This window comes from Paenibacillus sepulcri, assembly GCF_042647105.1.
In the GTDB taxonomy this organism is placed as follows: domain Bacteria; phylum Bacillota; class Bacilli; order Paenibacillales; family Paenibacillaceae; genus Paenibacillus_Z; species Paenibacillus_Z sepulcri.
In genome coordinates this window covers 5,300,852-5,313,171 of record NZ_JBHRUP010000001.1, presented here as the reverse complement: position 1 = coordinate 5,313,171, position 12,320 = coordinate 5,300,852, and the positions used below count along the sequence as shown (strand labels likewise).

Genomic DNA, 12,320 nt, shown 5'->3' with positions numbered 1-12,320 from the left:
GTGAAATTACGCAAGTTTAGTTTGATATTAATTGTAACACTTTGTTTATCTCTCGTGCCTGCAGCGGTATTTGCAAGCAGTACGGCGGTTGCGCTGAATGAAATAGCTGCTGTAGAGCCGGGAGGTTCTGTGGTTATTGCCGGCACCTCCACTCTGAATGAAGTGATAATCCAGGTGCTGCGCCCCAACAACGCTACCGTGTATTACGATATCGTTCAGGTAAACGGCGGACAGTTTTCGAGTTCCTTCACTTTAGCTAATAGCGAGACAGTGGGTACTTATAAAGTTATTGCCGGACAAGCCGACCAAACGGACAGCAAGGATTTTGTTGTCAAAGCGGTGGATTCCAGCGGCGGCGGCAACGATGGCGACGACAGTGACAATGGCGACAATGGCGACAATGGCGATGACAGTGACGATGGTGACGATGGCGATACTGGGGGTAACGGTCCTGTTGGAACGATTACACCCCCTTCTTCCCCAGCTCCCGCACCCGCACCCGCATCAGGCAAGCCGATCACTCCAGCCAAATCCAACGCGGAACCAGTCAAAGTGGATACCAGCAAGAATACAACTGTATCTTCAACAGCAGCGGATGGCCGTGTGACGACTACGGTTACTCAAGACAGCGCAGCTCTCGCTGACGCGCTTGCAAAAGCGGCCGGTCAGGACAATCACGGAGACGCTCCGATTGTTTTTATTTCGTTCAATAATCCGGCGGGCGAAGGAGTTCAATTCAATATCGCCTCATCCGTATTGGCTGCTGCTGCTTTAAATGCGCCTGATACTATCATTTCCTTGCAGACCAATGATGGAGAGTATTCATTACCACTCCGTATTATTGACTTTGCCGCACTGGCTCAAAGCCTGGGCACTACAGATGCGAATATAAGCATCCAAGTTAATATCTCCCCGGCTTCAACAGACTTGAATGCCAGGATCAAAGAGAGCGCGATGGATATTGCGGCTTCCCAGCTGGGGGGCGCAATTGAATTTTCAGTCATAGCGGCAGGAAACGGGAAAACGGTGGAGCTGAACCATTTCGGTTCAACCTATGTGGATCGAAATATAGAACTGGCGATTTCTGAGGATGATACTGCGACAGTTGTCCTTTACGATCCTTCGACGGGTCAGTTTTCCTTTGTACCCGCCGTCTTTGAGAAGCAGACAGATAACCTCACGAGGGTTACATTCAAGCGGAACGGCAATAGTGTCTATACCGTCCTTTCATTCACTAAAACATTTCATGATGTAAGCAAGCACTGGGCAAAAGCCGATATTGAGCTGCTGGCCTCCAAGCTGGTCGTGAAGGGTGTAACGGATAGCAGCTTTGCTCCTGACAGCAGCATCACAAGAGCAGAATTCGCGGCATTGTTAGTTCGCTCCCTGGGGTTATCGCTTGAGACAGCTTCGGCTGATTTCGCAGATGTAAAATCCAGTGACTGGTTTGCAGGCGCAATCGGCGCAGCTGTCCAAGCAAAGCTCGTTGACGGCTTTACCGACAACACATTTAAACCAAACGACACAATCAACCGTGAGCAAATGGCAGTTATGGTGGCAAGAGCGATTAAGGCCGCGGGTAAAACAATTGATGTTTCCGGGAAACAAAATGAACTATTGGCTAAATTTCAAGATAAAGCCGCGATTAGCAGCTGGGCGCAAGCAGCTGTAGCGCAGTCTGTCGAAACCAATATCATTACCGGTATGACAAACGATACATTTGTCCCTTTAGCCAATGCCAGCCGCGCACAAGCGGCAACCATGCTAAAACGGTTCATGCAGGCTGCTCATTTTATTAATTAAAGCTCCTGATGACTGGTATTAACCGGATTATTGAAGAAGAGTGCTGACCTTTGGGCCAGTGCTCTTTTTTAAAGCTCGTTGAGGCGGAGCAGACGGGAATTGCCGCAGGTTTGTCTGTGATTTTATTTGGTTTCTGGTAACATGGAAGATACGTAATGTAAGATCATATTCTGCATGGGAGCAGTCATCTATGAGCTACAATCTGTATTTATCGGCGCTGCTGATGGCGGCCACCTGCTGCACGCTGGTCATCTCCTATCTTTCCTGGAAGAGAAGAGAGCTTCCCGTTGCCATAAGCTACGGCTTGGGGGTGCTGACCAGCGCGTTCTACACATTCGGATATGCCTTTGAAATTATCAGCCCCTCCCTGGAGCATATACGCTTCTGGCTGCGGATCGAATATATCGGCATTCCTTTCGGCACGATGCTGTGGTTTATCATGGTTCTGCAGCTGACGGGGCGCCAGGCGCTTGTCCGCAAATGGCTTGTAATAGCGCTTATGATCGTACCTGTCATTACCTTTATTGCCCATAATACGAACGAATGGCATCATTTATTTTACAGGAGCATGACAATCAATAATCTGGAGGGCTTCCCTCTTGTTACGTTGGTCAAAGGACCGATGTATCTCGTTCATGTTGTATATTCGTATTTCTTCTTTATTATCGGAATGATTTTATTGCTTCAAATGCACCGGAAAGCGGCAGCTCCCTTGAAGAGGCAAATCACGCTCATGTTGATCGGCTCCTGTATGCCTTACGGGTTTACGCTTGTTTATTTAATTACGAATATGCCTATTGACATCTCTCCGTTCGGATTCATATTTTCCAGCGTGTTCTTCTTATTCGGAATCTATCAATTCAATATGCTGAGGCTTGCCCCTCTGGCCGTGCAAAAGGTGTTTGAATCGATGAAGGATGCCGTCATCGTATTTGATCTGGACCATATGATAACCGGCTTTAACCAGGCTGCAGTCCGGGTCATCGTTGGCCTGAACCGCAAACAAGCCATCGGACAGCCGGCCGCGCTTGTTTTCACGTTTTATCCAAAGCTGCTGGAACGGATCATGCAGGAGCCGTCCTCGGAAAACAAAATGCAAATATCCAATCAGGACCAAGAGCGTTTTTTTAATGTTCAGGTATCGCTTATTATCGACAAGAAACTCAAGCCTGCCGGCAAAATGCTTCTGTTGAGCGATGTAACGGAAACGGTCCGCTATGAGGAAAGGCTTCTCGACAATGCCAGACAGCTGCAGGAGCTGAATACGTTCAAGGATAAAATGTTCAACGTGGTTGCCCATGACATCCGCGACCCGCTTGCGGTGCTTCTCAATCTGATGCAGCTGATGGAGGAGGAGATGCAGGATTGCGGAGAGAGCCATGAGGAAATCGTTCATGAAATGGGCCAGCAAATCCAGAAAACCTTTACCCTGGTAGAAAGTCTGCTGGAATGGTTTCAGAGCCAAAGGGGCGGAATGGTGTTTAATCCGGCGGTGCGGGATTTGGCCCGTACGGTTCAGATGAGCGTGCGTTTCCTGCAGGTGCGCAGCGAGGGCAAAAGCATCCGGATCCTGTCCGAGATACCAGAGGAAACATTTGTTTTCGCGGATAAGGAAATGCTTGATCTGATCATCCGCAATCTGCTTTCCAATGCGATTAAGTTTACGGATTATGGAGGACGCATTACATTAAGAGCTGAACGGGCAGAGGATAAAATGATCGTATCCGTAAGCGATACGGGAGCGGGGGTTCCCGATGAACAGATCGACTCCCTGCTGCAGGAGGCCTATCCTGTTCCGTCAGTGGGAACTGCTGGAGAGCTGGGTGTCGGGCTGGGCCTGACCCTGTGCAGAGAATTCGTCCGCTTGAACGGGGGAGAAATCTGGTTCGACAGCGCGCCTTCTCAAGGAAGCACCTTTTATTTCTCGATCCCGACGCCTCCTCCGGCGCCATCTCATGCTCTTAATCAGATCGACAGGAGTGAAACCGGGTGAAGGTTCTTATCATCGATGACGAAAAAGCCATGCACTTAATTATGAAACGGATGCTCGGCAAGATCGGCGAGGTGAAAATCATGGGCAGCTTTCAGGAGACCACCGCAGCCTATTCTTATTTGAATGACCATGATGTGGACCTGATATTCATAGATATAAACATGCCCAGGGAGAGCGGACTTGAATTTGCGCAGCGGTTAAGAGAGAGCGGCAGACAAACGAAGCTTGTGTTCGTCACCTCCCATCGGGAATATGCCCTGTCTGCTTTCGACGTCTATGCTTACGACTATATGGTGAAGCCTGTCGTGCAGGAAAGGCTTCACCAAACCGTCCAAAGGGCCCTCTCCGAGCGACTTCCCGACCCTGTGCCTGCGGAGCAGGAATCCTCCGTTATTAGAGTCCTGTTTAATTGTCTGGGCAGGATGGAAATTCGAAGTATCCGCAATGAAATCGTGAAATGGAAGACCAGCAAAAGCGCAGAGCTTTTTGGCTATCTGGCCATCCATAAAGGCGGTCTTGTCACCAGAGAGAGGCTGATCGAGGATATCTTCGGCGGAATGCCCCGAAAGAATGCGGAAGTTTATCTAAACACGACAGCCTATCAGCTGCGCAAGCTTCTCGATGCTAACGGACTCAAGGGAAGCCTGCATTCTGACAGCAGCCATTATGCCTTGAATCTTAACCATGCCCGCGTCGATCTGTTCAGCTTCGAAGAAGGCTGCAGACAGATGACCGTCGTGGAGGATGCGGATATCGAAAGGGCGCTTGCGCTTGAACAGCTCTATGCCGGCGAATTGTTCGGGGATCGCGCCTACCCTTGGGCATGGAGCGAGGTTGAACGGCTATCGCAAATGTACAGTTCTTTCTCCCGGAGATTGTGCACTGCCTTGCTGAGTAGAGGGGATGCGCCAACAGCCCTCCGGCTGCTGATGAAGCTGACCGCCTACAACGAGCTGGATGAAGAAACGATCAAGCTGCTGATGAAGGCCTTGGCGCTGCAGAAGAACAAAGAGGCTCTGGTCCGGCAATACCTGCAATTTATGGAGATGCTGCATGAAGAAATGGGCATAAGCCCCTCGTATGAAGTGAATGAACTATACAAACAGCTGTTGTCAGATCTGGATTCTGAAAAGCTGCGGATGAAACAAATTTCTTCTCTCAGAGCTGATAGAAACTCATCGATATGAAAAAGGGACCGTATCAGGTCCCCATTTCCGTGTTTTTATGAGATCCGGCTGCTCGAATGCCGTACCGGCGATCAGGGCCGGATGACGATCTTCAGTGTCGTTTCCTTTTCCTTGCTGCACAGCCTCATCGCTTCTTCCATTTGATCCAGCTCCAGAACATGCGAAATGATCTTGTCCCCGGGTATGACTCCTGCTTTCATATACTCCAGAACCATCGGCAGGTATATGCCGGGGCTGGCATAACTGGCGCGGAGCTGCAGCTTGCGGACGTGAAAATCATTGACGTCCAGCTCGATCTTCTCGTCCCCCGAAGCGCCGAACCCGATATAGGAGATGATGCCCCCGAAGGCCAGCAGCGGGAGCGCATCTCCCAGGAAGTGCGCGGGCGCTGTCGTCAGCACGCGGTCGAATTTCTTATGCAGATCAGTCCGCCCGCTCAGCGGCCCATTGACAACAAGGACCTCCGCCCCGAGCTCCTTCGCCACCTCCAAACGCTTGCTGTTGCCGGATCGGCCAATGCAGACGACCTGGACCGCGCCGCTGCGCAGTGCCAGCGGAATCGCCATCAGCCCGATCGGTCCCGGTCCGATGATGCAGACACGCGAGCCCAGCTCGATGCCGGCCGTCTTCACCATGTCCAGCGAGACGCCTGCCGGCTCCGCCAGGCAGGCCACCTCCGGCGAGAGCCCCTCATATGGAACGACGCAGCAGGCGGGAACCGTCATATATTCGCTGAACCCCAGGGCCGGGCGGCCCCAAAAATGCGGCGCGCTGCGGCAAAGATCGACCCTGCCGTTGCGGCATACTTCACATTGACCGCAGAAGCTCGACGACTCCAGCACGACCTTCTGTCCAACCTGCAGGCCGTCGCAGCCGGGTCCCAGCTTCTCGATGACGCCGGCGACCTCGTGGCCGAAGGACTGCCACTCCTTCGCTTTGCTCTCAGCCGCAAACAGATCCGAACCGCAGATGCCGCATGCCTCGACCCGGATGAGCACTTCTTTGGCCGGCGGCTCCTCCGGCATGCTGACCCGTCTGATCTCGGTCTGCCATGGTGCCTTCAAATACGCGCTTCTTATTTCCATATTTACACTCCCCCCACTGCAACCGCTGGATGCAGGCTTACCGCAGCCCGGTTGTCAGAAATAATTGAACTGTCATCCCCGCAGAGTTTTTTTGAAGCGCTTACAGCTTCACTGACTCTGCTTACCCTCATTTTACACTTCCAGTCCGTCACTTGTCCTTTGTAATATTGTTCAGCGGACTGGAAATGCCGGATCAGGACAAAGCAGGCGAAGAGCCGGCTAACCGCCGGCCACCGCTCCGAACTGATTCGTGAACATCGTATAATAGATTCCCCGCCGCCCCATCAGCTCCGAATGAGAGCCGCTCTCCACGATTGCGCCGCGGTCGACGACCATAATGGTATCCGCATCGCGGATCGTATTGAGGCGGTGGGCGATGAGGAAGCTGGTCCGCCCCCGCAGCACGCCCCGAAGCGCGTCCTGAATATGCAGCTCTGTCCGCGTATCGATGCTGCTGGTCGCCTCATCGAGAATAAGTATAGACGGATCGGCCAATATAACCCGCGCAATCGCCAGCAATTGGCGCTGGCCCTGGCTCAAATTGCCGCCGTTCTCGGTGAGCGGGGTATCGTAGCGCAGCGGCAGCCTGGCGATGAAAGCTGCTGCATTGGCCAGCTCTGCGGCGCGCTCTACCTCCCCGTCGGAGGCATCCGGCTTGCCGTACTTGATATTGTCCTTGATCGTACCGGAGAACAGATACGTGTCCTGGAGCACGATGCCGAATGCCCGGCGCAGGCTGTCCTTCGTATAGTCGCGGATATCGCGCCCGTCAATCCGGATGGAGCCTTCTGTAACATCGTAAAATCGCGTGATCAGATTTACGACTGTCGTCTTCCCCGCTCCCGTAGGGCCAATGAACGCAGTGCTCGTTCCTTCTGCCGAGTCGAAGCTGACGTTCTTCAGAATCGGCACGTCGGCGCGGTAGCCGAACGATACATTGTCGAAGACGACATGCCCCCGCGGGTTCGTAAGCGGCACAGCGCCCGGCGGGTCCTCCGGCTCCTCTTCCTCGTCAAGCACCTCGAATACCCGCTCCACGCCGGCAACACCCGACTGCAGCACATTGAACAGATTGGCAATATCCGTGAGCGGACGAACGAACTGGCGCGAATAGCTGAGAAAACTGGCGATCACCCCGACCGTAATATGGCCGTTCACCGCCAGGATACCGCCGACGAGAGCCACTGCGGCGAAGCCGATATTGTTGATGACGTTCATGATCGGCATCAGAAAGCCCGCACGGATCTGCGCCTTGATGCCGACCCCGCACAGCTCGGCATTCACCTCGTCGAACTCGGAGATCGCTTTTTCCTCGCGGTTGAACGCCTTGACGATGTGGATGCCGGAGATCGTCTCCTCCACATGGCCGTTCAGCCTGCCAAGCCGGTTCTGCTGCTCCTTGAACAGCGGTCCTGTCGAGCGGGCGATCGCGCGCGTCAGCAGGAAAACGCCGGGCACCGTAATCAGACTCGCCAGCGTCAGCCACGGGCTGAGGACGATCATCATTACAAGCGAACCGACAAGCGCGACCGAGCCCGTCATGACCTGTACGGCGGACTGGGCCACCGTATTGCTGACATTGTCGATATCATTGGACATGCGGCTCATCAGATCGCCGTGCGTCCGGGTATCGAAGAAGCGGATGGGCAGCTTCTGCAGTTTGCCGAACAGCGATGTCCGCAGTCGCCCGACGATACGCTGCGCCACGCCGGCCATCAGCCAGCCCTGCAGAAAAATCAGCCCGCCATCGGCAAGATAGGAAACAACAAGCGCAATCAGCGCGACTTGAAGGAGGCTGAAATCGACCTGCCCGACCGCCTTCCCGCCCCCTGCGCCGGACATCGCATCTACAGCCATCCCGATAAGATAAGGACCGGTCAGCGTAATGAGGGCATCAACCAGGATAATGGCGAAGATAACGGTCAGCCGCTTTCGCTCGCTGCCGACATACGTCCACATCCGCTTCAACGTCGCGCCCAGGTTTTTGGGCTTAACAACCGGGCCGCCTCTGCGTCCGGCGCCGAAGCCGCCCCGTCCCGCCATTCCTATCGGCGGGGGAGGAGGGGCAGGCGTACCAGCCTGCGGCTCGCGGTGTTCATTCTCCTCACTGCGTTCAGACACTGGCATCCACCTCCTGCCCGGCCTGCGACCGGTAAATTTCCTGATACGCCCTGCAGCTTCTCATCAGCTCGTCATGCTTGCCCGTGCCGACGATCTCCCCGTTGTCGAGAACGACGATCCGGTCGGCGTCCATGACGGACGTAATGCGCTGGGCGATCAGCAGACATGTCAGCCCTTCGGCATAGCGCTTCAGCGCCTCCTTGATCTTCGCCTCCGTCGCCGCGTCGACGGCGCTCGTGCAATCGTCGAGAATGAGGATCGACGGCTGCCGCACAAGCGCCCTGGCGATCGACAGCCGCTGCTTCTGCCCGCCCGACAGATTGACGCCGCCTTGGCCAAGCTTCGTCTCGTAACCCTCGGGGCATTTCAGAATAAACTCTTCCGCCTGCGCCATCCTCGCCGCCCGCTCCAGCTCCTCCTGAGTGGCATCCTCCTTGCCCCAGAGCAGATTCTCGCGGATCGTTCCCGTGAACAGCACGGTTTTCTGCGGCACGATGGCAATTTTCTCCCTCAGCCTCGCCGGCTCGATCGCGCTCACGTCTTCCCCGCCGACCTCCACCGTTCCGGAATCCGCATCATAGAATCGCGGAATGAGGCTGACGAGCGTGCTTTTGCCCGAGCCGGTGGAGCCGATGATGCCGACGGTCTCTCCGGGAAGGCAGCTCAGCGTAATGTTCCGCAGCACGGCTTCCTTGCCCACATAGGCAAAGGATACGTCCTTGAACTCGACGCTTCCGGTCGCCTCCGGCGCGCGCGGCTGTTCTTCTTTCCAGGCCATCGCATCCTGCTCCGCGAAAACCTCGCCGATCCGTTCCGAGGACGCCTTGGCCCTGATGAACATATTGAATACGTTGGAGATCATCATCAGGGAAAACAGAATCTGCGTCATATAATTGATGAAAGCAATGATATGGCCGACCTGCATCTGGCCTTGATCGACGCGGATGCCCCCGATCCAGATGACGGCAACGATGCCGAGGTTGACCGACAGCATGATGCCGGGACTGAACAGCGCCATTGTCCGCATGGCGCGGGTGGAGGCGGTCTGGTAGCCCCTGTTGACCTCGTCGAACTTGTCGACCTCGTAATCGAACCGGTTAAATGCCTTGACGACGCGGACGCCGGAGAGATACTCCCTGGAGAGTCCGTTAACCCGGTCGAGCGCCGTCTGCACCCTGGCAAATCGCGGGAAGCCGATCCGCATATTGGAGACGATCAGCACCGCCACGATCGGGACGACGGCAATCAGCACAACCGACAGCGGCGGATTAAGCCGCACGGCCATGATCAGGCTTCCCAGGCAGACAAGCGGGGCTTTGACAAAAATACGCATCAGCCCGTTCGTAAAATTCTGAATTTGCGTGACATCATTGGTCAGCCGGGTGACCAGCGAAGCGCGGTCGAACTTGTCGATGCTGTTGAAGGATAAGGATTGGATTTTGCGGAACAGATCCGAGCGGAGCTTCGTGCCGAAATTTTGCGATACGTGACTGGAGATGATGTTGCGCATGGACGCACCCACTGCGCCTGCTGCCGTGACGAGCAGCATATAGCCGCCGAACTGCAGCACATAATCCATCTGCTTGTTCGCGACGCCCTCATCGATGATGCGCGACATCAGCAGAGGCTGCAGCAGATCGCAGAACGCTTCCAGCATGAGGAAAAGAAGAGCAGCGAAAAAAGGCTTGCCGAATTGGCGGAAGTAAGGTTTCAGAAAGCTCACTTTAGAGGACTCCCTTGCCGTTATGTATAATCCTCCAAATTATATCACATCGCAAAGCGGATACGTCCCTCACAAAATTTGATGCGGTCATTCATTTAATGAATGAGGGATTTAAGAAATACAGGCTTCCCGAAGCCTCCTGTTCGACGGATCTTTCCCTACCCCGGTTCCACGCGCCTGCACGCCGCTTTAATCCCGCAGATGTCTTTTGGGAATGCCTTTGGAGTTTCCTATGTTAAACTACATAATTATGGTTAGAGGGATGTGGCATGAAATGGAAATCCGGGAACTGCATGGAGATGAACAAGCTCCGATGGATTTGCTGCTATTGGCGGATCCGTCCCGCAAGCTCGTTGACGGGTATATCCGAAGAGGGCAATGCTTCGTCGCAGAACTGAATGATGAGATCGCAGGCGTCTATGTGCTGCTGCCAACGAGGCCGGGAACCGTCGAGATCGTAAATATAGCCGTTGATGAGAGCAAGCAGGGGCAAGGTATAGGCAGGCGGCTGGTGAACCATGCCATTCAGCAGGCCAGGAGCCACGGTTACAAGACGATTGAAATCGGCACTGGAAATTCAGGGATCGGGCAGCTTGCGCTTTACCAGAAATGCGGGTTCCGGATAACCGGAGTGGACAGGGACTTCTTCATCAGACATTACACGGAAGAGATATTCGAGAACGGAATACAGGTAGTGGACATGATACGGTTGGCGCAGGATCTGTAGGGGAAGGTCCAGTTCAAAAAACCACATAAAAATGCCTCCGAATCCACTGCTTAAGCGGGACGGAGGTTCCTGGACAAATGAAAGCAGCTGCTTTTTTTTCTATTCATTCCACTTTGACAATGAACCGACTATTTGAGGTCGGGAGCTTTCTCATGCCTCACCCAGCCTGATCCATCGATGGCAGAGCCGCTCAATCAAATGCAGGTCATGACTGATCAGAAGAAGACCGAGCTTCCGCTCGCGCGCAATCGCAAGCACCGCATGCCAAATCTGCGCTTGCGTAACGGCATCCAGCATAGTGGTCATTTCGTCGGCGATCACAAAGCGGGTCTTGCTGCCTAATGCTCTGGCGATGCAAATACGCTGCAGCTCTCCTCCGGACAATTCATTGGGCCATCGCTTCAGCCAGGCCTTCTCAATGCCCAGCTCCTGCAGATAGGCCGGCTCCGGTTCGCCCGCCTCTGCAAGGATGCGATGGATGCGCCACCTTGGATTGACGGCCCGCTCCGGATGCTGGAACACCAGCTGAACCGGATGACAGCCGCTGCGGGGCAGCTCTTGACCGTCAAGCGTTATGGCTCCTTCTTCCGGCTTCTCATAACCGGCCAGAATCCGGCCAATCGTCGTCTTGCCGAATCCGCTCGGACCGACAAGACCGACGATTTCACCGGATTGGACCGCTACTTCAAGACTGCGGAAAAGCCATGGTCCCTTGCCATAGCGGAAACCGAGACCTTCTCCCTTAAGAAGCATGAAAGCACCTCACGGATCCGCCGCGCAGATCCCGCATATCAGGTCCGTCATCCGTGCATGCTGAAGTGGCCGCCGCACAGCGAGGGGCGAACAGACACCCTGGCGGCAAATTGTCCGGTCCGGGCTGGGCACCGGGAAGCGGCAGGAAGCCGTTCTGCGGCAGCGCCTGCCAGAGCGCCTTGCTATATGGATGCCGCAGCTGCGCTCCATTGTCGGCGAAATCCGCAGCCAAGGCGATTTCAACCGTTGTTCCGGCATAAAAGACCGCAACCCGGTCGGCAATCCGGAGCGCCGCTTCGATATCATGCGTAATGAGCAGCACCGCACAGCCCTCATCGGCCAATTCCCTGAATGTAGCCAAGGCTTCCGCCATATCGTCCGGATGCATGCCCGGCGTTGGTTCGTCCGCAACGATAAGCCGGGCGCCGCTGATTGTCGCTGTCGCCACCAATACCCGGCGGGCCATTCCGCCGGATAATTGAAAAGGGTACAGCCGCTCAGTCTGTTCCGCAAGCCTGTAACGTTTGAATATGGCCCGCTGCGCAGCCAGCGGCTCCGGGCCGGCAGCCGTCGTTCTTACTTGCGCTCCGACCTTCATGAGCGGATCCAGATGATTCACCGACTGCGGCACAAGCGCAATTTCTTTGCCCCGCAATGTATTCAGCCGCTCGGCGGACATTGTTCTCCCGTCATAGCGGATCGTTCCCGACATCCGGGCATTCTCCGGCAGAATGCCCATAATGGCGTGAGCGAGCAAGCTTTTGCCGGAACCGCTCGAACCGATGACGGCCATGACTTCTCCTGCTTCCACCTTCAAATGCAGGCCCGTGATGGGCTGAACCGAATGCTGACCCAGCCCGCCGCCGTCATATTGCGTGAAAGAAACGGAGAGATTATCGACCTCCAGCAGTGCCATATTGGCTTTCAC

The 12,320-nt window shown here is 54.8% G+C and carries 9 protein-coding genes; 4 read left to right on the top strand and 5 right to left on the bottom strand.

The window, feature by feature from the left end:
• From ACFOLF_RS23375 to ACFOLF_RS23365, 3 genes are all read left to right on the top strand, one after another.
• Positions 1-1,803 carry an S-layer homology domain-containing protein gene (locus ACFOLF_RS23375; RefSeq protein WP_210038809.1) on the top strand — a complete coding sequence of 601 codons (1,803 nt, stop codon included), beginning with the start codon at positions 1-3 and terminating at the stop codon, positions 1,801-1,803.
• A 190-nt stretch (positions 1,804-1,993) separates the two neighbouring features.
• Positions 1,994-3,796 (top strand): sensor histidine kinase, encoded by a 1,803-nt coding sequence (locus tag ACFOLF_RS23370; protein WP_210038808.1) that lies wholly within the window; start codon positions 1,994-1,996, stop codon positions 3,794-3,796.
• A complete protein-coding gene (locus ACFOLF_RS23365; protein ID WP_210038807.1) occupies positions 3,793-4,983 on the top strand; it encodes a response regulator in 1,191 nt (396 codons plus the stop codon). The genes ACFOLF_RS23370 and ACFOLF_RS23365 overlap by 4 nt, the downstream gene beginning before the upstream one ends.
• A 71-nt stretch (positions 4,984-5,054) precedes the next feature.
• Here ACFOLF_RS23365 and ACFOLF_RS23360 read toward each other — a convergent pair whose 3' ends face one another.
• The 3 genes from ACFOLF_RS23360 to ACFOLF_RS23350 form a co-directional block, all read right to left on the bottom strand.
• Positions 5,055-6,068, bottom strand: coding sequence for a zinc-dependent alcohol dehydrogenase (locus ACFOLF_RS23360; protein ID WP_210038806.1), 1,014 nt, complete (start codon positions 6,066-6,068; stop codon positions 5,055-5,057).
• Positions 6,069-6,287: 219 nt separating this feature from the next.
• Positions 6,288-8,111, bottom strand: coding sequence for an ABC transporter ATP-binding protein (locus ACFOLF_RS23355; protein WP_210038940.1), 1,824 nt, complete (start codon positions 8,109-8,111; stop codon positions 6,288-6,290).
• Positions 8,112-8,181: 70 nt separating this feature from the next.
• Positions 8,182-9,912 (bottom strand): ABC transporter ATP-binding protein, encoded by a 1,731-nt coding sequence (locus ACFOLF_RS23350; protein ID WP_210038805.1) that lies wholly within the window; start codon positions 9,910-9,912, stop codon positions 8,182-8,184.
• A 274-nt stretch (positions 9,913-10,186) separates the two neighbouring features.
• Here ACFOLF_RS23350 and ACFOLF_RS23345 point away from each other — a divergent pair, with 274 nt between their 5' ends.
• The gene (locus tag ACFOLF_RS23345; RefSeq protein WP_210038939.1) at positions 10,187-10,639 is read left to right on the top strand and encodes a GNAT family N-acetyltransferase; all 453 of its coding nucleotides are present in this window, start codon (positions 10,187-10,189) and stop codon (positions 10,637-10,639) included.
• 150 nt (positions 10,640-10,789) lie between these two features.
• Here ACFOLF_RS23345 and ACFOLF_RS23340 read toward each other — a convergent pair whose 3' ends face one another.
• Together ACFOLF_RS23340 and ACFOLF_RS23335 are read right to left on the bottom strand one after the other, a co-directional pair.
• Positions 10,790-11,392: an ABC transporter ATP-binding protein gene (locus ACFOLF_RS23340; RefSeq protein ID WP_210038804.1), complete on the bottom strand. Its 603-nt coding sequence runs from the start codon at positions 11,390-11,392 to the stop codon at positions 10,790-10,792.
• Positions 11,382-12,308: an ABC transporter ATP-binding protein gene (locus tag ACFOLF_RS23335; RefSeq protein WP_210038803.1), complete on the bottom strand. Its 927-nt coding sequence runs from the start codon at positions 12,306-12,308 to the stop codon at positions 11,382-11,384. Before ACFOLF_RS23335 ends, ACFOLF_RS23340 begins: the two co-directional genes overlap by 11 nt.
• Between the last annotated feature and the right edge of the window lie 12 nt (positions 12,309-12,320).